This window comes from Bombilactobacillus sp. ESL1202 (assembly GCF_058107125.1).
The window spans coordinates 1,746,207-1,772,273 of record NZ_CM176590.1 but is presented as its reverse complement, the minus strand read 5'-3'; the positions used below and the strand labels follow the sequence as shown (position 1 = coordinate 1,772,273).

The window sequence follows — 26,067 nt, the reverse complement described above, 5'->3', positions numbered from 1 at the left end:
TTCATAACATGTTCACAAAAGTTGATAAAGCATCATTGAGCGCTTGATTTGGCTTACACTATCCCAAATTCGCTGGCAAGATCAAATTCTGCTTAACCTTTTGTCATAATAGTTACTATTGATTATCATCATTATCGACAACTTTGTCAACTTTTTTTTCTGTATCCGATTTTAAAACTAAATCATCATAATCATCAGTTTTAACTTCAGCTGCTACTTGATCTAATTTATTTAAATAATTATCAACTGTTGCTTGAATACTATCAATCAAACTTTGATTATCATTTTTTGCTAACAAACCTTGCCAAGTTTTTGAATTCAATAAATCTTGTTGTTCTGAAACAACTTTTTGTAAGCTTTGATAACTATTAATCATTTGTACTTGTAACGACTTAGTTTGCTCAATTAACTCCTGTGCTTGAACCTGAGCATCTTGAATTATTTTTCGTCCCTGATTAATAGCTTGTTCAACCATATTTTCTGTATTAGTTCTGGCTTGAGCAATCACAGTCTGTGCTTGTTCATCTGCTTGCTTTTTAACTTGATCGGCCGCATTTTGAGCAATAATAATGGACTCATTAACCGTATTTTGTAAATCATTAAAATAAGCAATTTGCGCCTTTGCATCTTTAAGATCATACTCTAAACGGTGATTATTTTTCACATTTTCACTATAATCTTTAATGATCTGCTCCAAGAAATGATCTACTTCATTCTTGTCATAACCACGTAATTGTGTCTTAAATTCTTGAACCTGAATATCATGGGGAGTTAAAGCCATAATAAAGATCCTCCTTGATTTATTGATTATCAATGCCGATACAGTTGCACATATAATTGCCAAAAATTATGCTTTTTGCCTAACAAATCAACAATATTTATCTGCCCCTTACCTCGTACACTAATTGTATCACCAATTGTTAAAATATAATCAATTTGCTTCTCGTGTTGCCAATTAACGGAAACCAATCCCCGTTGCAACAATTCTTTGGCTTTTTGACGGCTAATTTTTAAAGCAGCACTTAAAACTTGATCAATTCTTAAAGAACTAACGTTCAAAGTTAACATAGTATATTCATCTTTAATTAACAACAATTGTTGCCAATCAACTGGCTGAACAGATACAGTATCATTTCCAATCTTTTGTACTTCATTAACTATTAAATCACTTAGTAAAGAATCAGCCACAAACTGCCAATTATTACCATCAGTAATGATATCACCAAAATTATTTCTTTCCAAACCCAAATTTAATAATTTTCCCATAATTTGATAATGCTTTAACTTAACAAATTTCTGATTAAAATTAATTTGAAACAGTTGCAAATGCAAATCTTGCCGATTAAAAACAAAATACGGTGGTAATAACAAAACTCGTTTTCTAACTGCTTTAGTAAAGCCTCCTGACCAATGACTATCAATATCAGGAAATTGTACTAACAATTGATCTACTAATCTTTGTTCATATGGATTTAAAAATGGACTTAATTGTGGTTGATAAGTTTTAGCTGTAGATTTTATTAAATTTTGCAACTTAAACCAAATCGACTTATCTTTCATCGTAACTTCCATTAAACAAATCGAACCAATAAATACTTAATCAAATCAATTACAAAAAAAGCCCAAATGGGCGAAAAACTAATTCCAAAAATTGACGGAATTAGTCGATCAAAAATTGCTAAAAAAGGATTAACTAACTTGCCCAACCAATTAAACAATTTTGATTGCGTAGCATTAGGCAGCCAAGTCAATAAAGCCCAAATAATAATCAACCATTCATAAATATCCAATAAATGAACTAAAACAATTGGTAGACCATTTAATAAATTGGTCACGTTAATTCAACCTCGACTTAATCATTAAAATCCATTGTTGTATTATCAATCTTAAAATTCAATGGTGTATATAAAAATACCCGTTCATCAATTTGACGAATGTCACCCTTCAAGGCATAAACTGCTCCCGTCAAAAAATCAGCAATTCGCCGCATTTGTTCGTCACTCACTTGCTGAAAATTAACAATAACAGCATTCTGATTTAAAAGTTCTTGCGTGATTTGCTTAGCATCAGGATAAGAATGTGGTTGAGCAATTTGAATTTTACTTTGTCTAGTAACTTTATGTGAATCTAATGCAACAACATTAGCACTTTTGGTTGCAGATTGTGATTTTGAAGCTATTTTTTGGTCATTGACTTCATCATCCAAACCAAAAAAGTTAGCTATTTTTCCAAACGCCATTATTCTCTCCTCCTAATCGATATTAATTTTTAGGATGATGTCTTAAAAACGGCGGCATCGAATCATCGTCATCATTATCAGTATCATTCAAAACATTTGATTGACGGAACATATCGAAGTCATTAGTTCCTGAGCTAGCTGGCTTCGATTGAGATTGGCTATCACTACCAACTCCCCAAGCATCTAACTTTTGGTCTGCCGTATTAGCTTTAGAATCCATTTGAACTGGTTTTTTAATAATGGCAGCATTTTTGGAACTTTGATGTTCATCATCAATTCCAGTTGCAATAACAGTTACTTTGACTTCATCACCTAAATTATCATTAATGGACGTCCCAAAAATAATATTAACATCTTCTGTAGCAGCCTCAGATACAATACTTGCCGCTTCTTGTGCTTCAAATAAAGATAAGTCTGGTCCACCAGTAATATTCAATAGCACTTGCTGAGCACCATCAATAGAAACTTCTAATAGTGGTGAAGAAATAGCTTTTTTTGTTGCGTCAACAATACGGTTTTCACCGTTTCCAGTACCAATTCCCATCAATGCGGATCCCTGATTAGACATCACCGTCTTTACGTCAGCAAAATCCAAATTCACAAATCCCGGCGAAGTAATCAAATCGGAGATTCCTTGAACACCCTGTCTTAAAACGTCATCTGCAACATGCAAAGCTTCATTCATTGGCGTCTTTTTATCAACTATTTCTAATAAACGATTATTAGCAATAATAACTAAGGTATCAACATGTTGTTTTAATTCTTCAATCCCTTGGTCTGCAAATTTTGCTCGTTTAGGTCCTTCAAACATGAACGGTCGGGTCACTACACCAACGGTTAAAGCCCCAGAATCTTTAGCAACTCTTGCAATCACTGGGGCAGCACCAGTTCCCGTACCACCACCCATGCCAGCAGTGATAAAAATCATGTCTGATTCTTTTAACAAATCAGATATCACATCTTCGCTTTCCTCAGCGGCTTTTTGACCAACATCGGGATCGGATCCAGCTCCCAGTCCGCGTGTTAATTTTGGTCCTAACTGTAAGCGGGTGTTAGCCTGTGAAAGATCCAAAGCCTGCATATCAGTATTGGCAGCAATAAAATCCACGCCCTTAATTTCTTCTTCAACCATGCGATTAACAGCATTACCGCCGGCACCACCAACACCAATAACTTTAATAACCGCTGAGTTTTTCTCTCTCGTGTCCATTGAACTGTCCATTCTAACAAATTCCTCCCGATTTATCGCTTGTTATTTAGTCAAAAAAACGACTCCAAAAATTTTTTAATTTTTCACTAGTTGAACTTGATTGATGTGACTTATGTTTAACTGATTTTTTTGTTTTATTTAAAGAATCAGGATGATCTGAATTTGTTTTAGCAGTGGCAAATACTTCTGACGAATGTACTACATTATAAGCAATTAAATCTAAGTCATTCAGTCCTTTTGCATATAATACCAAACCTAAACCTTCAGTAAAAGCAGGATGTCGTAAGCCCATTTGCTCAGGAATAAAAGTTTTAGCTTTCATCTTCAAGATTTGCTGAGCTAAAGTTGTTACCCCTGCCATCTCTGCCAAGCCGCCAGTTAAAACCAATCCTCCAGGTAAATCTTGCGCATGAATGCTAGTTAAACCTTGTTGTAAACGTTGAAAAATTTGCTTTAATCTAGCGACAATAATCGAAGAAAGATACTGACTAGAGATAGTTTGCGGTTGATCTTGTCCCACTACCTCTACCGGTATCTTTTCATCAGACATTTCAGCATTGGGATCAGCATTGCCATAATAATGTTGTAATTTTTCAGCATTCTCTAATGTCGTATTCAAAACTACTGAAATATCATGTGCAACTAAATTGCCACCTTCTGGATCAATTGCAGTAAACTTCAACTTATTATCATGGATAATAGAAGCTGAAGTTTGCCCACCACCTAAATCTATAATCACTGAGCCAAAATTACGTTCACCTTTACTTAAAGCCACTTGACTCAGAGCCAATGGTGCTAACACTTCATAAATAATATTTAAACCTGATTTTTGAATTGCTCGCTGCATATTGTGAATAATCGACTTCGGTAAGGCATACAAAATACCATTAAATTCTAAACGGCTTCCAATCATCCCCCGTGGATCTTTAATATTTTTAAAGCCATCCACACAAAAACTATCTGGTAACAGAGCTACAAATTCTAATTCTGGTGGTAAAGTTTGCACCATCGAAGCAGAAATAACTTTTTGAACATCATCAGCCGTAATCTCTTTAGAAGGTTCATTTAAAGCAATCATACCGTGTGCTTTAAAAATTTGTAAACCATTAGCGGGAAGACCAACGACCACATCACTAATCTCCGTATTAGATTGCGAGGCGGCTTTTTTCACTGCTTCACCAATCGCTATTGCTGCTTGATCAATGTCCACAATAGTTCCACGATTCATACCTTGTGAATGGGCACTTCCAACACCAATAATATTAGCCTGTGAGTTTGTCACATTGGCAACAACTACTTTCATAGAAGTTGTCCCAATATCCAAACTAACAATGATCCGTGAATCATCCATTCTATGATCCTCCTACAACATTTTCAGATTTACTAATGGATAAACCTATTAACTTAAATGATACCAAAGTTTTTAAAACTATTCCAGCTTTGAACTTGATGCAGAGAAAGGTCTAGAATAGGCTCCAACTTCTAAATTAATTACACCATTTTTTGACATATTTTTGGAAATAGCTGGATAATATTTTAATTTTGATGACAGCGTCCGAATGTCACCAATCACTAAATTACCATCATTCATATATAAACTTACACGATAAGGATATGTTTTTTTATTCTTACTGCCATGAATTTCAGAAATATCACCTCGTAACCCTTTCGGGCAATTTAAATATAATTTAACAACATTGTTTAATGTTACATGAGAATTTAAGTTTTGATAAACGGGAAAATTACCAATTGGTTGTTTTAATTTTTCATTAACTATTGTTTGATTTTCTAAAATTCGATAATAACCTTCATTTTTAATTATAAACCCCACCGTTTGATATTCTGTAACATAAAAATTCAATTCATTAAATTTATTATAATGATAACTTACTTTTTTAATCAGTGGAACTCTTTTTTTAATGCTTTTTTCAATTTTAGAGCGCTGAATCAAAGTCTGTAAAACTAATGAGTTTTTATCAATTTTTGCCGCATTAATAACCTGCTGAGCTCCCAAATAATTGACACCAGATACAGAAATTTTTTGTACGTGTCCCAACGGCGAAAATAAATAACCAATTATTAATATTAAACTAACTAATCCCAGCATAATTAAACTACTCGGTAGAATTTTTAATATCTTTTTTCTCAATAATTGTTGTTTAGTAGGTTCTCGATCTAAGCGATGATATTGATTCTTAAACTGTAATAATTCATTAGACTTTGAATTTTTCATTAATCTACTTCTTACTGGAAATTAAATCCAACAAAACTTTAATCAAGCGATCACTAGCATCATTAACGCCTAATTGTCGCGAATTATAGGCCATCTTTTGCAATAATTGAGAATCATTCAAAGTGTTAGTTAAAATTTTTTCTAAAGACTCGCCTGTCAATTGCGATTCCGGCAAAATTAAAGCAGCTTGTTGTTTTGCTAAGGATTGAGCATTTTTAGTCTGATGATCATTGGTTACATAAGGACTCGGAATAAAAATCGCCGGAATCCCTAAAGCTGTTAATTCGGCAATTGAAGTAGCGCCACTTCGTCCCACGATTAATGATAAATCAGGTAAAATTGCCGGCATATCATCAATATAAGCCACTACTTGCATGCCAGGTGCCAATTTGGTAGGTAGTTGGGTACGTACCTGATCATAATGGACGCGCCCAGTCACGAATAAAACTTGATATGAAGTCTGACTCAAATTAGACCAACAATCAATTACAGCTTGATTAATCGGACGCGCACCTCGACTGCCACCAAAAATCATAACTGTCGGTTGATCAGGTTTTAAGTTAAAATCTTGTAACCGATCATTTGGCTTTAGATCAGTAACTTCTTGCGCTCGTGGATTACCCGTAAAAACTAATTTAGAGTGTTCCTTAAATTGATCAACAACATCAGCAAATGCATAGGCAATTTTATCAACAAAATGTCCTAAAAATTTATTTGTCAAACCAGCAACTGAATTTTGTTCATGAATGACTGTGGGGACTTTTTTTAAATGCGCTGCTAAAACAATGGCACTAGAAACATAGCCACCTGTTCCCACAACAATATCAGGTTGAAAATTATCAATAATTTTTTTTGCTTGATGAATACTTTTTAAAAACAGCTGAATAGTTTGAACATTCTTCCAAGATAATTTGCGCTTAAAGCCTTGTAACTTTAACGTTTCAAACGGTATTTTTTCTTGGACAATAATTTTTTCTTCTAAACCGGATTTGGTACCAACATAGAGCACTTCATCAATTAAGTGGCGCTGCTTTAAACGTTTGATAAGGGCCAAAGCTGGATAAATATGACCACCTGTACCACCACCAGAGACAATTATTCTCATTTTTTACCGCCTTAGTTTAATTTTTCTACATCGTTAATGAATTGGTCACCGCGTTCCTCAAAAGTGTTAAATTGGTCCCAACTAGCTGCTGCTGGCGATAACAATAAAACATCACCCGGAGTCGTTAAAGAATATGCTAACGGTACTGCTTCATCCAAATTATCTACTACCTTAATAGTTTTAATGCCTGCTTTTTGCGCCGCTTTTTGCATTAAGTATTTAGTTTCACCATATAAGACAATTGCTTTAACTTTTCGCAATGGTTCAACTAACTCAGCAAAATCAAAACCGCGATCTAATCCACCAGCAATCAATACTAAGGGCTCGTTAAATGCCTGTAAAGCAACAATGGTTGCCTCCATATTAGTTGCTTTAGAATCATTATAAATTTTACGACCATCTAATTGTTGAACAAATTGAATGCGGTGTTTTACTCCTTGAAAAGTCGTTAAAACTTGTTGAATTGCTTGATTAGATTTACCCATCAATTTAGCTACAGCAATTGCTGCTAAACAATTTTCTACATTGTGCTTTCCTGGTAAAACAATTTGATCAATATTAATAATCGCTTCTTGTCGGAAGTAAAGTTGATCTCCTTTTTGATAAGCTCCTTCTTCGCTAACTCCTAATCGTGAGAATGGTACAACCTTAGCCTTAGTTTGTTGACTTAATTTTCGCCATTCGGGATTATCGAAATTGACAACAAAATAATCGCTCGGCGTTTGATGACGGGTAATATTCATTTTAGCCTGCACATAATTGGCACGTGTTTTGTGATAATCTAAGTGGGCTTCGTAAATATTATTTAAAACTGCTATTTTAGGACGCAACTTCGTCGCACCTAATAATTGAAAACTAGATAACTCTACTACGATATCATCATCTTCAGTTGCTGTTTGGACAACTTGAGAAACAGGAATCCCAATGTTTCCTGCTTTATAAGCATGCCCATGTTCACGTTGTTGATCTAAAATCAGTTGAATTAAAGTTGTGGTAGTGGTTTTACCATTAGTCCCAGTTACACCAATGAATGGAGCTGCGGATACTTCAAAAGCCAGTTCTGGCTCCGTGATAATCGGAATCTTTTGCTCCAGCGCTAATTTAACTAGTGGTAAATCATAAGAAATACCAGGATTTTTAACAATTAAATCAAAATGTTGCTCTAACAACGATACTGGATTTTCTCCAGTTATCACATCAATTCCCGCCGTTCGTAATTTCTGTGCTTCAAGACTATCTTTTTGATCGTTAACTACTAACTTAGCACCTAATTTTTCTAGCAATAAAGCAGCATTAAAACCACTCTTAGCTAGTCCCAAAACTAAAACTTTCTTTCCTTGATACTGTGTAATTTTTTTCATTAAATTTTCCCTTCTAATTCACAAAAATTACAATATAACTAACTGCGGCTAATAAGCCTATTAACCAAAAAACTAACACTACTTTCCACTCTGACCAACCTAACATTTCAAAATGATGATGAATAGGTGACATTTTAAAAACACGGTGCCCAGTAGTTTTAAACACTGTAACTTGAATAATAACACTCAAAGTTTCTAACACAAAAACAATCCCAATCCATAGTAAAGACCATGGACTACCTAATAACAAAGAAATAGCTGCTAAACCAGCACCCAAAGCCAATGAGCCAACATCCCCCATAAAAATTTTCGCCGGCTTATGATTAAAAATCAAAAAGCCTAGCATTGCACCGACAACACTCAGACAAACTAACATTAAGTCATGATCAGCTTGAACATAAGCAATATAGGCGTAAGTACCATAAGCAATAATCGCCAGTCCGGTGACTAACCCGTCTAAACCGTCTGTTAAGTTAACTGCATTAGAAAAACCTACCAGCCAAATTAAAATAAAAATCATGTACAAAATGGTAGAATGAAAGATTAAGCCGAAAAATTGCAGATCTATTGGAAATTGATAATAAAAATATAAGCCACAAAAGACTATTGCAAAGATAATTTGTAATAAAGATTTTTGCCATGCTAACAAACCTAGATTGCGATGATTTCTTAGTTTCAAAAAATCATCTAAAAAACCAATGATCCCAAAAAGTAACAACATCAAACTAACTAACATCAATGAAGTGGTAAATAAATTTAGCCAGGATCCTACCCAAATATTGGTCAAAACGATCGCTAATAGGAAAACAAAACCGCCCATCGTTGGCGTACCCGACTTATATTCCTGCCAACTAGGTCCTTCTTCACGAATTTGTTGTCCTTCACGATTAGCAACCATCAACTTAATAAATAATGGCAGTAATCCTGCCACAATAATTAAACTGCTAATTAAGGGGACCCACATTTTACTCAATTCCATTTTTTAAATCCTCACTTTATTTTTGTTTAAGGTGCACAACTATCTCTTTGACACTATTTAAAACTGCTTGTGGTGCCACACTTTGCTTGACTACATATCCTTGACCCTTAACAATCACTTTTTTTCCAGTGATTTCTGATAATTTCAGCAAATCATTCTTAGACCATCCACGAACATCAGGCATTGTCATTGCTCCATTAGTCAATAAAATCGCGCGTTGTTGGGGCATGATTTTAGTATTAGCACTTGGCAATTGTTGTACAACTTTATTTCCCGTGCCAACAATTCCCATTTTTAATTTTTGATTTTTTAATGACTGTTGCACTTGATTGATGGATTGGTTGGTCAATTCAGGCATATTCATTGCCGTATTATCCGCCTGCACATTTTCTATTTTACCGGTTCCTAACAAGCGTTGCATCATTGGATTAAAAACTTCCGATAACATTTGTTCGGGAGCTTTAGATAAAATACTGGGTTTCTCCATTGTAATATAGACTAAATATTTAGGATTTTTAGCGGGCGCTAAACCAGCGACTGAATATAAATAATCATTACTGCCGGTCAAATAACCATTCGTACTAGAAATTTGCGCCGTCCCCGTCTTAACAGCTACATCTTGACCAGGGATTTTATAAACTGTTCCGGTACCATAACTATCCTGAACGACTTCACGCATGGCCGACAAAACTTGTTTAGTAGTTTGATCAGTGACTGGTTTTCCAACTAACTTCGGCTTGATTTTTTTAACAGCACCGGTATTAGGATCTTCAATGCGACTAACTAATTGCGGCTGCATCATTTTACCGTGATTGCCAATGGCTCCCAACGCTTGAACCATTTGCATTCCTGTCACGGATACACTTTGACCAAAGGCTGTAATGGCTTGATCAGAAGCATGTTGAAAATTAATTTTGCCTGCTACTTCACCCGGTAAATTAACATGCGTCAACTGACCAATCTTAAATTTTTTCATATATTTGAGCCAAGTTTGTGCACCCATTTGTTGTTCCAAAGCGACCATGCCGACATTACTAGACCGAGGAAAAGCTTGATTAAAGGGGATTTCTCCCCAACCACTGGTATTCCAGTCATGAATAGTTCGCCCACCAATCGTAACAGCACCGGAACGGTAATATTGATTGGGATGATAGTTCTTGGAATTAATCGAGGCAGCTAAAGTTAAAACCTTAAAGACAGATCCCGGTTCATAACTACTTTGTAAATTTATATTCTGCCAAGAATGCGTTAAATTATCTTTAGTCTGCGGATTAAAAGTTGGACGTTGCGAGATTGCTAAAATTCGGCCCGTTTTAGGATCAGTTACAATTGCTTGCATGGACTGTGGATGATATTTTTGATAAGCAGTGGTTAATAATTGCTCTAGATAATGCTGATAATTAATATCAAGTGTTGTATAAATATTTTTTCCTTGCACAGGAAGTTTCGCTTTTTGATGCGTCTGTGGCAAAGTATAACCTTCCGGATCTGTATAACGAATCTCATAGCCATCTTTGCCCCGTAAAATCGAATCATAAAAATTCTCTAATCCCATCAGTCCTTGATTAGAAGACTTATTAGAATTAGTGCTTAATTGTGCTAAACCAATAGTATTGGAAGCTAAAACACCATTCGGATAAGAACGAGCTGGCACAGCATTAAAATAAATACCTTGTAAATGATGTTTTTGAATAGCTTTTTTGACACTTAAACTAATATTTTTTCCCGCTAAACCAAACTCTACTTGAAAAACGTCTTTTGCCTTGGGGGTTAAAATTTGATAAATTTTTTTTCTGCTCAGCGGAATGTAATGACTCAAAACATTAGCTGTATGTTTCTTATTATGAACATACAGAGCCTTTCCATCAGCACTTTTATATTTATGGTCTAAAATTGCAAATAGCTCATAAGACTGGTCGCTATAAGCAATTTTGGTACCGTCATCAGCATAAATGCTACCCCTTTTGGAAGCTAAAACCCGTTTATGGCGATATTTTTGTTTAGTTCTTTTGGTTAGATCAACACTACCAATGTGTCCACTAACAGCTACATAAGTAAAACGGCTTAGACAAATCACAAAAAATAAGGCAACAACAATGAGAAAGAATCGTCCAATAATTCTTCGATCACGCCTTGCCTTGTTGATATTTAATTTATCATTATTATTATTTTTTTGATTCATTTGGAGATATTCCTAATATTATTTGAATGCAATTGTAAGTTGTGCTCACCTGCTATTTTTAAAAGTCGGCCCGAATTACTTAATTCGATAATTTCTTGGTGTAAGTCGGCATTAGCACTAACTACTTTTTGCGTTTGTTCGGATAAGTCTTGAATATTACGTTGTTTAACAGATGTTTGCGTCCGTAAATGAACCAAACTATACATCATTAAAATTACAATTAAACCAATCAAACAAACTAGACTTTTTTCTATTTTAGAAAAGGGCACACTTTTAGTATTAAGCTCAACAGCCGTTTGTACTTTATTAGTTTGAGTTATTTTAGGTTTAGGGTCAGATAACCCGTTCACCTGACGTACAGTATTTTGTTCCATCAAACTATCTCGATTCCTAATATCTTTATTTATTTTATTTTTTGCGCTACCCGAAGGTGTGCGCTATGAGCACGATGATTTTGCTCAACTTCATTTGAACTTGGCAAAATAGGCTTCTTGGTCAAAATTTTTAATTCGGGTTGTAATTCAGGCGGAATAACAGGTAAATCACGTGGCGCTTTGACTTCACTATGTCGACGAAAAACCTGCTTCACGATCTTATCTTCCAACGATTGAAACGTAATTACACTAATTAAACCGTTAACCTTTAACATTCCAATTGCCGCTTCTAGTGAAAAGTCTAAGGCATTCAGCTCATCATTAACAGCAATCCGCAAGGCTTGAAAAACTTTTTTGGCAGGATGCTTTTTTATTTTTCGCCGCACAGCTGCAGGTAAACAATTTTCGATTAAATTAACCAACTCAAAAGTGGTCACTATCGGTTGTTTTTGTCGTTGTTTAATGATTGACTGTGCAATTTTGCCAGCAAATTTTTCATCACCATAACGTTTAAAAATCGTTGCTAATTGTGATTGTGAATAATTATTAACAATCAAGTAAGCATCCAATGTTTGACTTTGATCCATCCGCATATCTAACCTTGCATCATACCGATAACTAAAACCACGTTTGGGATCATCAAACTGTGGTGACGAAACTCCCAAATCGTACAAAATGCCGTCAATTTCAGTAATATTTAATTGATTTAATTTGGATTTTAAATCAGCAAAATTACCAGTCACTAAAATCAAATGATTATCAGTTTGTGAATTAGTTTTCTCAACTAAGTTATGACCAGAATCAATTGCTGCTTGATCACGATCAAAAGCAATAACTGTTAAATTATGTCCTTGTGTTAAAAGATAATTAGTATGACCTCCTCGACCAAAAGTTGCATCAACATAAATACCACCATCGTGAACTTTCAATGCATCTACTGTTGGATTTAACAAAACTGTTTCATGTTGGAACATTATCTCACCTAAACAAATTAATCATTACAAAGAAATAGCGTAATTAAATTATCAGAATTATAATTAGGTAGTAGAACATTTGCCAATTAATTTAACAAATAATCAAAAATTAATTTCAATTTAATAATTTAAAACTAAGCTATCCTTCGTTACCAAAATCAAACTATAAACATCTTACTTCCCCTTATGAATGTTACCACAATCTATCTTTGAGCACCACTAATCAGTAAAAAATATTCTGGTTTAACCATTTTTATCAAAAATAAATTTCTAATTATACGAACATTAGTTCGTAAAAATTAAGCATTGCATTTTTTTAATGTTTAAAGTAAGATAGTTTCAATGTTAAAGATTTAAGGTGAGTTCGTTTGAAAAAGAAAAAAAGCATTTTTACTCGTATTACTCAAATTTTTGTCTGGACAATGATTATTGCTACAATTGCTGGGGTTTTAATTCCAGCCATTATGGGTGGCATGTAAAAAAGAGACTATTAAGTCTCTTTTTTTTGTTATTACTTTTTATCTAGATACTATTCTGAAATATCTTCTTGAAACCATTTACGACTCAATTGTTGCAATTGACCCGTTTGCTTTAATCGCTTTAACGCAGAATTAATCATTTTCATAGTTTGAGAATTATCTTTTCTCATTCCAATGGCAAAACTTTCTGTTGGAAAAGGCGTCTTTAAAATTTTAAATTGCTGGGCATTTTTGGTATGTGCCAAATAATATTCAGCAAATACCCGATCAAATAAAAAGCCTTGAATCCGACCAGCTTTTAAATCCAAAAAACCATTTTCGATATTATCATACAAAACCGGTGTCTGGTTCTTGATTTTATTCTTTAAAAGCTGGGGCTGCTGCATCAAATCAGTATAGCCGACAGAACCAGATTGCGTTCCCAAAGTTTTTCCTTGTAGTTGTTCAAGCTTTTGTATCTCATCAGCTTTTTTAACCACAATCACCTGCTCATCTTTGAGATATGGTCTGGAAAAAGCTACTTTTTTAGCTCTAGCTGGTGTTTTAGTATATCCATTCCAAATCAAATCAATAGTACCATTTCTTAACTCCGTTTCTTTCATTGACCAATCAATCGGTTGAAAAACAACTTTTCGATTAATAGCTTTACCCACTTTTTTGGCTAAATCAACATCAAATCCCGTTAACTGTCCAGATTTTTCAACAAATCCCATTGGGACATATGAATCATCCAAGCCAATAATCAATGTGTTATTAGCACTACCAATTCGATGAGTATTATTTTGACAGCCCGCTAGGCAAAAAGCTAAACTCACGAACAACAATAGAGATTTAGATTTAATTTTCATATGATCGCCTTCAATTCAAAAATTTGATCGGAAACTTGTTCAGCAAAATCTAAATCATGGGTCACAACCAATTGAGTCATATTCGCCTTTTGAAACTTACGTAATAAATTAAAAACTTGTTGCCTATTTTGACTGTCCAAAGCACTAGTTGGTTCATCATAACATAAAATTTTAGGCTCTAAAATCAATGCCCGGGCAATGGCCACTCGTTGTTTTTGCCCACCAGATAATTGAAAAGGATAAAGTGTTGCTTGATCTTTAATTTGTAACAACTCTAACAATTCATTAGCCTTGTTTACTGCTTGTTCTCTCGGCAAGTTTTGAACTTGGACGGGAGCTAACAAGAGATTATCCAAAACATTTAAATTAGGAAATAAACGATAATCTTGGAAAACAATCCCAACATTATTTTGGCTATGATCTTCAGGAATGAAAGTTTTACCATCCAACAAAAATTCTCCTTGATCAACCTGTTCTAAGCCTAGAATAGTTCTTAACAAGGTAGTTTTTCCAACACCACTAGGCCCAACAATTGATAAAACTTGGCCAGTCAAGACTTGTAAATTTAAGTTGTTTAAAACTAACTTATCGCCAAAAGTTTTTGTGATATTTTTTAATTGTAATTTAATTTGATTATTCATAATATGAAAATCTCCGTTCAATCCAATTTTGTACTAAAGTTAGAACGCCTGTCATCAATAAATAAATAATTCCCACTAAAATTAATGGCACTAGCGTTACGTCACGTGCAGTTGCTACATTACCAGCTCTCAACAAGTCACCAATTCCTAAAACATAAACTAATGAAGAATCTTTGATTAAATTAATTACTTCATTGCCAATCGAAGGTAAAACAATTTTTACGACTTGTGGCAAAATAATGAAACGAAAACTTTGAAATGGTGTTAATCCTAGCAATGCTGCGGCTTCATACTGATCTTGACTAACAGATTGTAATCCACCTCGAAAAATTTCTGCAAAATAAGCCGTATAATTCAAAATAAAAGCAACAAAAGCGGCGGTCATTCGTTCAAATACTATGCCAATTGTTGGTAGTCCATAAAAAATGAAAATTAGCTGCAACAGTAATGGTGTTCCACGCATCAACCAGACGTACGCTTCTAAGATCCAACGTAATAAATGAAATCGACTGCGTAAGCCTAAAGCAACAAAGATTCCTAAAATAATTGAAAAAAATAATGTTCCTAAAAACAGTTCAACCGTTACTTTCGTTCCATTCAACAATGATGGTAAAATTTCCACAATATATTTCATATATTTATTTCTCCTTTAAAGACTAAAAAATCCCCTTGAGTAAAAACTCAAGAGGACGAAATTTTCCGCGGTGCCACCCCAATTCTTGTCAAACTCACATTTGACAACTCAGGCAGTTAATAATTAAACTGCACAAAATAACGGATGCTAAACCGAACGGGTCTTAATTTTAACCTTTTGACTCACAAGTGTGTTCTATGCTGTCACTAATAACTGTTTACACCAACCACAGCTTCTCTAAATTAGCGCACATATCTATCTTGCTCATTGTCGCATATAATTTTATTTTAATTTTAGTTACGATGAAATACTCGCTTCCAAAAACCATCTTTTCTTTCAGACAAGTGGTTAACGTCAATCTCATTTAACGGAATTTGTTCACCTAAGATCCGATGAGCTAAATTCTGATAACCAACGGCCGCTGGATTATCGACACTCTCTTGTAGAATTGACTGACCTTGATTAGAAGTAGCAATTACTTCATCGTCGTCAATAATAACACCAATCAAAGGAATTGACAAGCGGTTAACAATATTTTGAATATCCATTGACTTGCCATTTTGAACCATTTGCAAACGAATACGGTTAATCACTAAATGTAAACCGTAAGTCAAATTTGCTTGTTCTAATAAGCCAACTACTCGATCGGCATCACTGACAGCCGCCACTTCAGGTGTTGTCACCACAATTGCACTATCAGCAACAGCAATGGCCGCCTTAAATCCAGCCTCAATACCTGCCGGACAATCTAAGATAACAAAATCAAACTGTTGTTTTAATTCAGCAATAATTGTTTGAATTTTTGTAATATCTAAACTAGATTGTCCAACATTTTGTGAAGCTGCCAATAACATAAAATCTTCTTTATAATCTGGATGTTGAACTAATGCTTGCATTAAACCTACACGATCATTTAATACATCATCCAAATCATAAATAATTCGATTACTTAAACCTAAAATTGCATCTAAGTTACGTAAGCCGACGTCTAAGTCAACTGCACAAACTTTCTTACCTGATTGGACTAAAGCCAAGCCTAAATTAGCACTGGTCGTGGTTTTTCCAACACCGCCCTTACCGGAAGTAACAACAATTGATGTTCCCATCGAACCCCCCCTAATTTAAAATAATTTCTATCTGTGGTCTTAATTCTGATAAACGTTCTAACGCGGCCGATTCCAAGGCATGTAAATCATTAACATACAAAAAAGAATTAGCATTGAAACTAGGATCTTTAATGTCTGAAATAATCTGAATCAAATCACAAATTCGAACCTGACTAGCATTAGTCACATCACCGACAACTACCGCTTTATCATTATTAGGATATCCTGCCCAAACAATTCCTTCAACTGAACCAACCACAAAAATACTACCATTAGCTCTAACTTGAGCGCCACTATGAACATCACCTAATAGTAAAACATTTCCTGGATAGTCGATTATTTGACCAGAACGAATAATTCGTGTTTCTAATTTTATCTGCTCTTGTAATAAATGTTGTTGAACAACATTTTTAGGAATAACTTGACTAGTAATCTGTTGCAGCTTAAAAATTGGAAATTGAGCGATCAACTCTTTGAGAGATTTTTTCTGTTGTAAATTTAGCCAGCGCGATTGCGTATCAACTGTCAATCCCAAAGAAATATCACTCGGGGACTGAATTTGAATTTGTTGTAATAAATCTTTAACTTGTAACAAAGCGTCTGAAAAATTACTATTATCAAGAATCTCTAAAAAATAATTTTGACCTTTTCCTTTTAAAACGGCACTCTTCATACTACTCTCCCCTAATTATATTACATCAACCAATTTAACAATTTGGACAAAGGATAATACAAAATCACAAAGAAGATGGAATTAACCAACAATGTAGGAGCTAACCAGTCAGTAATGAAATGTGTAATATCGACTGTTGTTAAACTCAAAAAAACACCAATCAAGAACAAATAAACTAACGAAATAGTTAAATTAATAAAATAAATTGACCATTCAAAAACTATTGTCTCTGGAACATATTCCCGCATACTCTTTGTTAAAAGCCACGTAACTGGGAACACAATAGTGTACAGTCCAAAAATATGGGAATAATAAGAATCATAAAATACCCCCACTAACAATGAATACCAAAATAAATGGTCATTACTTTGATCGTCTCGTAAGACCATCATCATCATAATAATTAACAATACTTGTACGGAAACCTGAAAAAATGGCAAATTAAAAATAGAAAATGCCTGCTTTAATAAACCATCCAAAAAGAATCCCATAAATAATGTTAATAATTGCAAAATATACTTAGTAGTTTTATTTCTTAAATCAATCAGCTTAAACATCTCGACTAATAACCGTCACAATCGTAAAGTTATTTAAATCTGTTGCTGGCTTCACATAAACGGAAGATACTAGTCCATAGTCATCCTTTTTCATAGCGACAACTTTACCAACAAACAACCCACGCGGAGTTAGTCCCCCTAAGCCGGAAGTTACTACCTGTTGACCCATTTTAATACCCTTAGTAGAAGTAACATTAGTAATAACTAACAGATTATTATCTTTATCATAACGTCCAATAATTCCACTAGCATCATTTCCCTGCGGTTTAACAATTTCTACAGCAAATTTATTACTCAAAGATTTATCAGTTGAAATCAAACTGACTTTAGAATTAGTCCGGTTGACCTCAATCAATCTTCCTACTAAACCAGAGCCAGACATTACAGGCATATTCTTTTTCAAGCCCGAAATTGAACCCTTATTAATGATTAAATAATTTTGCCATTCATTAGGCGAACGTGCCGTAACTGCCGCAGAAACTTGATGGTAATCAGTTAATGTTTTATTTAAATGAATTTGTTGCTTCAGAGCTTGATTTTCTTTTTTCAATACACTATTTTGTGCTTTAGCTTGAGCCAGATCATCAATTTGTTGTTTCAAATGACGATTTTCCTGATAGGTATTTGTTAAATTACTAACTTCACTACCTAAATTTTTCAAACCATTAATCGGATATGCGATAACATTACCTACTACACCAATCGTATCATTGCCCAACTGATGAAACACCGATGGTTGCGACTTCTGATCACTAAAAGTTACAGACGCAGCAATCATACCAAAGGTGGCAATGACTATTAACATAATAATGATTAACTTTTTATTAGAAAAAAAGTTACGCATTGCAACCCCTCCAGATAGCTAAAAAATGGGTTGCCCCACCATTTTTATTTATGATGCTTAATAACATCTAAACTTTTTAATGATTCACCAGTCCCAATAGCAACACAATCCAAAGGATCCTGAGCCACAAAAACTGGAACCTTAGTTGAATCAGAAATAACATCAGATAAATTTTTCAAAAGTGCACCACCACCAGTCAAGACAATACCATGATCAATGATATCAGCAGCTATTTCCGGTGACGTTGCTTCTAAGGTTTCCTTGATGGCATTAACAATTTCTTCAATATCTTCATGAATGGAAGTGGCAATATCTACCGCTGTTAAATCAACAGTTTTAGGTAGACCACTGATCAAATCACGACCACGAATACTCATATTTCCTAATTGTTTGGCACTCTGAAGCGAAGCAGAACCAACTTCCATCTTTAATTGTTCAGCTGTTCGTTCCCCAATCAGTAAGCTAAACTCTTGACGAACATAGGCAATGATTGATTCGTCAAATTTATCGCCAGCCATTCTAATTGAACGACTCGAAACTATCCCACCTAAAGAAATAGTCGCAACATCCGTTGTTCCACCACCAATATCAACTACCATACTCCCAGTTGGATCCATAACTGGCAGCCCTGCACCAATAGCCGCTGCAAAAGGCTCCTCAATTAAATAAGCTTCCCGAGCTCCAGCATTTTGAGTAGCTTCAATCACTGCTCGTTTTTCCACTTCGGTAACGCCACTAGGAACACAGACCATAACATCTGGCTTAGTATTTCCGATAGCCTTATTTAAAAAATATTTCATCATTGCTGCCGTTGTATCATAATCAGCAATAACACCATCTTTCATAGGACGGATTGCCTTAATACTACCAGGAGTCCGACCAATCATTGCCCGGGCTTCTGCACCTACAGCCACTATTTCGCCAGTCGCTGTTTTCTTAGCTACTACTGATGGTTCACGTAAAACGATTCCTTCTCCGTCAACATAAACAATTGTATTAGCAGTTCCTAAATCTATACCTACTTTTCGTGACCGCATTCCAAACAAAACAATATCTCCTTAAATAACAGTACTTAGTCTACCTATTAGAGTATATCATACAAAAATTTAATTCAAAAACATTTATTTCATTATCTTTACAATAATTCTAATTGTCGAAAACTACTAAAATGTTTATTACCGATAATTAAATGATCAATTAATTTAAGTCCCAGTAAATTGCTACAATTCTGTAACCGTTGTGTAAAAATAATATCCGCTGTCGATGGTTTTAGATTGCCACTGGGGTGTTTGTGAGCAATCAAGAATTGGTTGCAGGGAATTTTTAAAGCTAACTGTAAAATTTCGCGTGGCTGGACTGCAGCTTGTTGCAAAGAACCGATAAAAATTACGCGTTCTAATAACAACTGACCTTGCACATTAAAAAAATATCCTATTAATTCTTCATGCTGTAATTGCTGCCATTTAAAAAGCAAATGTTGAGCCAATTGCTGTTCAGTCCATACTTCTCCCAGCATTAAATTTTGTTGAGCAACTAACCGTTGGGCTAATTCCCAAAGTGCTTGAAAGCGAGCAAACAAATCTTGGTTAAAACTAACTAAACTTGCTGTTGTCAAAGATTGGTCACTCAAAAAATCCAAGTCCGTAAAATCATTACTATACCAAGCTAGATCTTTAATAAACTGTTCTAATTGTTGAGAATTTGTTTTTGATTTTAAAACAATCATTAGTAATTGTGTGAGACTTAATCCTTGATAACCCAGTTGCTTGACTTGTTGATCTAAATCCATGTTCCTCACCTCAAAATAAATTATGCAAAACTTTTACTTTTCTTTGAGGAAATGTAATACATCACCAGCAAAATGCAGGGAACCACAAATAATTAAAATATCATTCGTATTTAATGAGTCTAAACTTTTAGTCAGTGCCTTAGACCAGGGGGTAACAAATTGCGCTTGTTGTGGTAATACATAGTCAGTTTGCGTTGCTGCCCTTTTTTCAGTCATATTGGTCACTATAATTTCTTCAGCAACCAGGGCTAATTCTGCCAAAATTTGCACATGCTGTTTGTCATTCATGGCTGCATATAAAATTTTCACAGAATGTTTTTGTTTCACCACACTAAGATCAGTTAATAATTGTTTGATGGCTACCAAATTATGAGCCCCATCTACAATAATCAATGGCTCTGTTCGAATGACTTGCATCCGCGCCAATAAACCTGGTGCTTGCAAACTTTTCACAATAACTGATTTTTGCGGGCGTTTAATTAATAAACTGTAAGCTTGAAGAGCTAATGATACATCAACGACCTGTGATTTGGCACAAGTTTTGAGTGTTAAATCAGTAAACCAGTGATACCTATTTTTCCAAGAAAAACTAGTTAACAAAACACTCTGAACTTTAATCTGCTCAATTGAAAAATCTTGGCCATATAAATAAGTTGGCGCTTGTAATTTTTGCGCCTGTTGTAAAAAAATCGAACGAACATTGTCGGCCAAAGGTCCTAAAATGACAGGTGTTTTGACTTTAATGATTCCCGCTTTTTCTTTAGCAATATCTGTAATTGTTGGTCCTATCAGCTTAGCATGGTCCATCCCTACACTCGTCACAATTGATAACTGAGGATGAATGACATTAGTCTTATCATGTAAACCACCTATTCCTACTTCAATAATGCCATAATCAACTTGCTCTTGAACACAAAATAGAAACATCATAACTACTAAAAATTCAAATTCAACTAAATAAAAATCAGGATCTTGTCTTTGTAAAGCGACCACCGCCTGGCGTACTTGCTCCGTCAATTCAATGATTTTTTGAGTAGTAATTGGTTGACCATTTAAAGAAAAACGTTCTGTAAATTTCATCACATATGGAGAAGCAAACGTCGCGACTTTTTTATGAGAATTGACTAGTAATTGTGTCAAATAATAACAAGTTGTCCCTTTGCCATTGGTACCTGTTACATGAATTGTTGCTATTTGATCTTGTGGATTATTAAAATATGCTAAACCACGTTTAACAAAATCCAAACTATTGTCTTCGTGTAAATGTGGCAAACTATGAATATAATTCAATGCTGCTTGATAATCTTTTAACACTCAAATCCTCCTTAATCATAATTGAAGCTAAAAATCATTAATCTTTTAATAAAACAATCAGAGAGGTTGGGACAATAAGATTAAGGTTCGTATTTTATCGCAAGTTAAACGAACTTTAATTCATTATTGCATTCCAAAAGCCAACAGTTTGTACTCAACTGTTGACTTTTGTTCCAACCTCTCTGATTTAAATCGTGTCCACTTATATCAATTCCTAAGCAAATAACTGCCAGTGCTTATTTGCTTTACTTAATAACTGCGAACTTTAATTATTCTTTAGTTCTGTAATCCGTGCTTGAACTTTAGCATAACGTTCCTGACTATCTTTAAGTTTAGCTTGTTGCTGCTCGACTACTTGTTGCGGAGCATGATTGACAAAACCTTGATTACTTAGTTTTTTAGTCAAGAAGTCAATATCAGTTTGAATCTTGGCTAACTGTTTTTCTTGACGAGCAATTTCTTCATCCAAGTCCACCAATTCAGCCAAAGGCACGTAAACTTCGGCACCATCAACTACGGCACTCAAAGCTAATTTAGGTGCTGTTAAATCTAAGGAAATTTGTAGTTGTTTTGGATGCCCTAAACGTTCAATATAATTTTGGCTCGCCCGAATCAAATCTAACGTCGTCTGATCTTGAGGTTTAATCAAAATATCAATTGGATTAGCTAACGGCGCATTGGCTTGCGAACGAATTTGACGAATAGCTTTAATAATTGCAATCACGATTTGCATTTGTTTGACAGCTTGCGCATCATTAAGTTCTGAGTGTACTACCGGATATTTAGCAACAACTAAAGACCGTCCCTGATGCGGCATCGTTAACCAAATTTTTTCAGTCACAAATGGCATGATTGGATGCAGTAATCTTAAAATTTGATCTAAGACGTAAGCCAAAATATAACGCTTATTTTGCTTTTTAATTTCATCGTCGCCATTTAAAGTAGCCTTACTAAATTCAATATACCAATCACAAAATTCATTCCAGACAAAATTGTAAAGGGCTCTGCCAACTTCACCAAATTCATACTTATCTGACAATCTTAAAACATTAGCAATTGTTGAATTTAGCTCGGACAAAATCCATTGATCACTTAAATCTAATTGCTCTACTGTCGGCACTTGTTCAGGAGCTGGCGTATCTTGCAAATTCATAATGACAAACCGACTGGCATTCCAAATTTTATTGATAAAATTCCAAGCAGCTCCCACTTTTTCATAACTAAAACGAGTATCTTGCCCTGGTGCCGAACCAGTTATTAAAAACCAGCGTAAGGAATCAACACCATATTTATCAATCACATCCATTGGATCAATCCCATTACCTAGGGATTTACTCATTTTACGGCCTTTTTCATCACGCATTAAACCATGAATTAAAACGTCTTTAAATGGTCGTTCACCGGTAAACTCTAAGCCTTGAAAGACCATTCGGGCTACCCAGAAAAAGATAATATCATAACCGGTAACTAAAGCATTAGTTGGAAAATATCGTTGAAAATCAGAACTCTTTTCATCTGGCCAACCTAATGTAGAAAATGGCCATAAAGCACTGGAAAACCAAGTATCTAAAACATCAGGATCTTGTTCCCAATTTTCAATATCCTCAGGAGCTGTTTCTCCAACATACATTGCACCAGTTGTTTTTTGATACCAAGCTGGTATTTGGTGTCCCCACCATAATTGACGTGAAATTACCCAATCATGGACATTTTCCATCCATTGTTCAAAAGTATGTTCAAAACGGTCAGGTACAAAATTAACTTTACCAGCGGTTTTTTGATTTTTCAAAACCAGTTCTGCTAGCGGCTTCATCTTAACAAACCACTGTGTAGATAGCCGGGGTTCAACTTGAACTCCAGAACGTTCAGAATGTCCAACACTATGTGTAATTGGTTCCTCACTTAACAAATAGCCTTGATCCTTTAAATCTTGCACCATGGCCTTTCTTGCAGCAAAGCGATCCATACCAGCATATTTGCCAGCCTGTTCATTCATAGTACCGTCAGCATTCATGACATTAATCCGCTTTAAATCATGCCGATTACCAACCTTAAAGTCATTGGGATCATGTGCAGGTGTAATCTTCACCATCCCAGTCCCAAATTCAGGATCAACATAGTGGTCTTCGATAATTGGTAACTTTCGTCCAAATAATGGCAAAATTACTTCCTTACCTACAATATCTTGATAACGTTCATCACCAGGATAAACTGCAATCGCCACATCACCCGGCATTGTTTCTGGACGAGTAGTTGCTATTTCAATAAAACCAGATCCATCTGCAAATGGATATTCAACATGATAAAAAGCTCCTGCATCATCTTGATGCTCAACTTCTATATCTGATAGAGCGGTTTGTAATTCAGGATCCCAATTAATAATATATTCGCCCCGATAAATTAGGCCTTTATTATATAAACTGACAAACACCTTACGAACAGCTTTGGACAAGCCTTCGTCTAACGTGAATCGTTCACGAGAATAATCTAGTGACAAACCCATTTTCGCCCATTGAGAGCGAATGATTTGTGCGTATTCTTCTTTCCATTTCCAAACTTCTTTTACAAAATCCTCACGGCCTAAGTCAAAGCGTGTCTTACCTTCTGTACGTAATTTAGCTTCAACTTTAGCTTGGGTAGCAATCCCAGCATGATCCATTCCTGGCAAATACAGTGTATCAAAACCTTGCATTCGTTTTTGACGAATCAAAATATCTTGCAATGTAGTATCCCAAGCATGACCCAAATGTAATTTACCAGTAACATTAGGTGGTGGAATGACAATTGAATAGGGTTTGGCTTTTTGATTACCACTAGGCTTAAATAAACCGTCATCAACCCATTGTTGATAACGACCAGCTTCAACTTCATTATGATCGTATTTTGCAGACATCTCAATTTTTTCAGACATTATTTCAACTCCTATAAAATCTAATACTAAATAATTTCACAATTACTTAAAACCAAATTTACCACCGCACCAACAGCTTAATCATTAACTATTAAATACCTGCCGAAATCCAATTCCAGTAATAATCAATTCTAAAAAAAATTCGTCCTAATTGCTTAGGACGAATGTGGGCATACGCGGTACCACCTAAATTAAAGTCATCGACTTTATCTTAATTGGATAACGGATTCCCGGTCAGACTGACAAGCTCACAAGTTACTACTTTAATTAGCTCATTGACTAAATCTCACTCTAATAGTCTCCCTGTAAATTAACTAAGCAAAGCCTCTTGTTCATTGCTTTTTAATATTTATTTAATGATAAGAAAAAATTTTTCGTTCGTCAAGTCTAATTACAGCAAAGCATCAATTTCGGCATCTTTTTGCTGTAAGAAACTATCAAATGGCGTAATATTGGCAACTTCGATCCCCGCCAATGCTCGACTAATTAAACCATCAACATCCAATAAAGCTTCATATTTCCGAGCTTTTTGTAAATCAGGTTTTGTTTTCGGACGTGGTGGTGCAAAAATTGTACAACAATCTTCAAATGGCTGAATGGATAAGTCAAAAGTATCAATTTTTTCTGCAATTTTAATAATTTCCGTTTTATCCATTGTTGCTACGGGGCGAATAATTGGCGTTGTCGTTACATCATTAATTGCTGTCATACTCTCTAGAGTTTGTGATGCAACTTGTCCAACAGATTCACCATTAAAAATCGCCAAGCCTTGGCGTTTTTCGCGAATTAAATCAGTCAAACGTAACATAAAACGCCGTTGAACAGTCATCAGGTAACCTTCAGGAACCTTTTGTTTAATCGTTTCTTGAATTTCAGTGAATGGCACTTGAATAAACTGAATATGGCCAGCATATTTAGCCAACTTAACCGTTAAATCTTTTGCCTTTTGTAAAGCATGTTCACTCGTATATGGCGGACTGTAAAAATGAACCATTTCAATTTCCACACCCCGTTTTAATGCCAGATACCCAGCTACAGGAGAATCAATTCCCCCTGACAACATTAACTCCGCTTTACCAGCGGTTCCAACTGGCAAACCGCCAGCGCCTTGGTACGTTTGACTAGATAAATAAGCTCCATCCACACGAATTTCAATTTTAATTTTAATATCTGGGTGGCGCATTTCCGCTTTAATTGTCGGTAAATGATCGCTAACATAATCACCGACAGCTAAATTAATTTGGTTGGTATCATATTCAAAAGTATGATCAGCTCTTTTAGTAGCAATTTTAAAAGTTTGTGTTCCATTATACTGCTCTTGCACCATTTGTAACGCCAATTGTTTAATCTCATCAAGCTGTTTTTCAATCCGAATGCTCGGCGAAAAATTTTGAATACCAAAAACCGATTTTAATTGCGTCATTACTCCAGCAGCATCAGCACCATTGAGTGCAATATGCATCCGATCACGCTTCGGGTGAATCCTAACTTGCGAATAAGGGTGCAGAACCTTTTCAACATTACCGTGTAATCGATCAATAAAATTGCGTCGATTTTTACCCTTAGTTGATAATTCACCATAACGTACCATAATTTCTGTATATTCCATTAAGT

26 protein-coding genes and 1 other annotated feature are annotated in these 26,067 nt (G+C 35.0%); of the genes, 1 reads left to right on the top strand and 25 read right to left on the bottom strand.

Going from position 1 to position 26,067, the window contains the following annotated elements; genetic code table 11:
* Positions 1-115 precede the first annotated feature (115 nt).
* The 13 genes from AC3B7A_RS07960 to rsmH all read right to left on the bottom strand — a co-directional run bounded on the left by AC3B7A_RS07960 (position 116) and on the right by rsmH (position 12,660).
* Positions 116-781 carry a DivIVA domain-containing protein gene (locus AC3B7A_RS07960; protein ID WP_489755564.1) on the bottom strand — a complete coding sequence of 222 codons (666 nt, stop codon included), beginning with the start codon at positions 779-781 and terminating at the stop codon, positions 116-118.
* Positions 782-810: 29 nt separating this feature from the next.
* The gene (locus AC3B7A_RS07955) at positions 811-1,560 is read right to left on the bottom strand and encodes a YlmH family RNA-binding protein (RefSeq protein ID WP_489755563.1); all 750 of its coding nucleotides are present in this window, start codon (positions 1,558-1,560) and stop codon (positions 811-813) included.
* A gap of 11 nt (positions 1,561-1,571) precedes the next feature.
* Positions 1,572-1,835, bottom strand: a complete 264-nt coding sequence (locus AC3B7A_RS07950; protein ID WP_489755562.1) for a YggT family protein — start codon at positions 1,833-1,835, stop codon at positions 1,572-1,574.
* A 17-nt stretch (positions 1,836-1,852) separates the two neighbouring features.
* On the bottom strand, positions 1,853-2,239 hold the full coding sequence (locus AC3B7A_RS07945; protein ID WP_489755561.1) for a cell division protein SepF: 387 nt from the start codon (positions 2,237-2,239) through the stop codon (positions 1,853-1,855).
* 22 nt (positions 2,240-2,261) lie between these two features.
* Positions 2,262-3,461: a cell division protein FtsZ gene (gene ftsZ, locus AC3B7A_RS07940; RefSeq protein WP_489755560.1), complete on the bottom strand. Its 1,200-nt coding sequence runs from the start codon at positions 3,459-3,461 to the stop codon at positions 2,262-2,264.
* Between the two features lie 34 nt (positions 3,462-3,495).
* A complete protein-coding gene (gene ftsA / locus AC3B7A_RS07935) occupies positions 3,496-4,800 on the bottom strand; it encodes a cell division protein FtsA (RefSeq protein ID WP_489755559.1) in 1,305 nt (434 codons plus the stop codon).
* Positions 4,801-4,878: 78 nt separating this feature from the next.
* Positions 4,879-5,682, bottom strand: coding sequence for a cell division protein FtsQ/DivIB (locus tag AC3B7A_RS07930; RefSeq protein ID WP_489755558.1), 804 nt, complete (start codon positions 5,680-5,682; stop codon positions 4,879-4,881).
* Between the two features lie 4 nt (positions 5,683-5,686).
* Positions 5,687-6,787 carry an undecaprenyldiphospho-muramoylpentapeptide beta-N-acetylglucosaminyltransferase gene (gene murG / locus AC3B7A_RS07925; protein ID WP_489755557.1) on the bottom strand — a complete coding sequence of 367 codons (1,101 nt, stop codon included), beginning with the start codon at positions 6,785-6,787 and terminating at the stop codon, positions 5,687-5,689.
* Between the two features lie 11 nt (positions 6,788-6,798).
* Positions 6,799-8,148 (bottom strand): UDP-N-acetylmuramoyl-L-alanine--D-glutamate ligase, encoded by a 1,350-nt coding sequence (gene murD, locus AC3B7A_RS07920; protein WP_489755556.1) that lies wholly within the window; start codon positions 8,146-8,148, stop codon positions 6,799-6,801.
* 13 nt (positions 8,149-8,161) lie between these two features.
* A complete protein-coding gene (gene mraY, locus AC3B7A_RS07915; protein WP_489755555.1) occupies positions 8,162-9,127 on the bottom strand; it encodes a phospho-N-acetylmuramoyl-pentapeptide-transferase in 966 nt (321 codons plus the stop codon).
* 16 nt (positions 9,128-9,143) lie between these two features.
* Positions 9,144-11,309: a penicillin-binding protein gene (locus tag AC3B7A_RS07910; protein ID WP_489755554.1), complete on the bottom strand. Its 2,166-nt coding sequence runs from the start codon at positions 11,307-11,309 to the stop codon at positions 9,144-9,146.
* A complete protein-coding gene (gene ftsL / locus AC3B7A_RS07905) occupies positions 11,306-11,683 on the bottom strand; it encodes a cell division protein FtsL (RefSeq protein WP_489755553.1) in 378 nt (125 codons plus the stop codon). The genes AC3B7A_RS07910 and ftsL overlap by 4 nt, the downstream gene beginning before the upstream one ends.
* 29 nt (positions 11,684-11,712) lie before the next feature.
* Positions 11,713-12,660 (bottom strand): 16S rRNA (cytosine(1402)-N(4))-methyltransferase RsmH, encoded by a 948-nt coding sequence (gene rsmH / locus AC3B7A_RS07900; RefSeq protein ID WP_489756568.1) that lies wholly within the window; start codon positions 12,658-12,660, stop codon positions 11,713-11,715.
* A 365-nt stretch (positions 12,661-13,025) separates the two neighbouring features.
* Between rsmH and AC3B7A_RS07895 the strand changes: the two genes are divergently transcribed.
* Positions 13,026-13,136 (top strand): DUF4044 domain-containing protein, encoded by a 111-nt coding sequence (locus AC3B7A_RS07895; protein WP_489755552.1) that lies wholly within the window; start codon positions 13,026-13,028, stop codon positions 13,134-13,136.
* 50 nt (positions 13,137-13,186) lie between these two features.
* On the opposite strand, the gene AC3B7A_RS07890 is transcribed toward AC3B7A_RS07895, so the two are convergent.
* The 12 genes from AC3B7A_RS07890 to thiI form a co-directional block, all read right to left on the bottom strand.
* The gene (locus tag AC3B7A_RS07890; protein ID WP_489755551.1) at positions 13,187-13,984 is read right to left on the bottom strand and encodes an amino acid ABC transporter substrate-binding protein; all 798 of its coding nucleotides are present in this window, start codon (positions 13,982-13,984) and stop codon (positions 13,187-13,189) included.
* Positions 13,981-14,625: an amino acid ABC transporter ATP-binding protein gene (locus tag AC3B7A_RS07885; RefSeq protein WP_489755550.1), complete on the bottom strand. Its 645-nt coding sequence runs from the start codon at positions 14,623-14,625 to the stop codon at positions 13,981-13,983. Before AC3B7A_RS07885 ends, AC3B7A_RS07890 begins: the two co-directional genes overlap by 4 nt.
* Positions 14,618-15,259: an amino acid ABC transporter permease gene (locus AC3B7A_RS07880; RefSeq protein ID WP_489755549.1), complete on the bottom strand. Its 642-nt coding sequence runs from the start codon at positions 15,257-15,259 to the stop codon at positions 14,618-14,620. Before AC3B7A_RS07880 ends, AC3B7A_RS07885 begins: the two co-directional genes overlap by 8 nt.
* 48 nt (positions 15,260-15,307) lie before the next feature.
* Positions 15,308-15,536, bottom strand: a binding site (T-box leader).
* 16 nt (positions 15,537-15,552) lie between these two features.
* The gene (gene minD, locus AC3B7A_RS07875) at positions 15,553-16,365 is read right to left on the bottom strand and encodes a septum site-determining protein MinD (RefSeq protein ID WP_489755548.1); all 813 of its coding nucleotides are present in this window, start codon (positions 16,363-16,365) and stop codon (positions 15,553-15,555) included.
* Positions 16,366-16,375: 10 nt separating this feature from the next.
* The gene (locus AC3B7A_RS07870; protein ID WP_489755547.1) at positions 16,376-17,038 is read right to left on the bottom strand and encodes a septum site-determining protein MinC; all 663 of its coding nucleotides are present in this window, start codon (positions 17,036-17,038) and stop codon (positions 16,376-16,378) included.
* 20 nt (positions 17,039-17,058) lie between these two features.
* Positions 17,059-17,595 carry a rod shape-determining protein MreD gene (gene mreD / locus AC3B7A_RS07865; RefSeq protein WP_489755546.1) on the bottom strand — a complete coding sequence of 179 codons (537 nt, stop codon included), beginning with the start codon at positions 17,593-17,595 and terminating at the stop codon, positions 17,059-17,061.
* A complete protein-coding gene (gene mreC, locus AC3B7A_RS07860; protein WP_489755545.1) occupies positions 17,588-18,439 on the bottom strand; it encodes a rod shape-determining protein MreC in 852 nt (283 codons plus the stop codon). The genes mreD and mreC overlap by 8 nt, the downstream gene beginning before the upstream one ends.
* Positions 18,440-18,483: 44 nt before the next feature.
* A complete protein-coding gene (locus AC3B7A_RS07855) occupies positions 18,484-19,476 on the bottom strand; it encodes a rod shape-determining protein (RefSeq protein ID WP_489755544.1) in 993 nt (330 codons plus the stop codon).
* A gap of 98 nt (positions 19,477-19,574) precedes the next feature.
* Complete coding sequence (locus AC3B7A_RS07850) at positions 19,575-20,228, bottom strand: JAB domain-containing protein (RefSeq protein ID WP_489755543.1); 654 nt, start codon at positions 20,226-20,228, stop codon at positions 19,575-19,577.
* Between the two features lie 33 nt (positions 20,229-20,261).
* Positions 20,262-21,542 (bottom strand): bifunctional folylpolyglutamate synthase/dihydrofolate synthase, encoded by a 1,281-nt coding sequence (locus tag AC3B7A_RS07845; protein WP_489755542.1) that lies wholly within the window; start codon positions 21,540-21,542, stop codon positions 20,262-20,264.
* Positions 21,543-21,807: 265 nt separating this feature from the next.
* A complete protein-coding gene (locus AC3B7A_RS07840; RefSeq protein WP_489755541.1) occupies positions 21,808-24,453 on the bottom strand; it encodes a valine--tRNA ligase in 2,646 nt (881 codons plus the stop codon).
* 391 nt (positions 24,454-24,844) lie between these two features.
* Positions 24,845-26,062: a tRNA uracil 4-sulfurtransferase ThiI gene (thiI, locus tag AC3B7A_RS07835; protein ID WP_489755540.1), complete on the bottom strand. Its 1,218-nt coding sequence runs from the start codon at positions 26,060-26,062 to the stop codon at positions 24,845-24,847.
* Positions 26,063-26,067 lie beyond the last annotated feature (5 nt).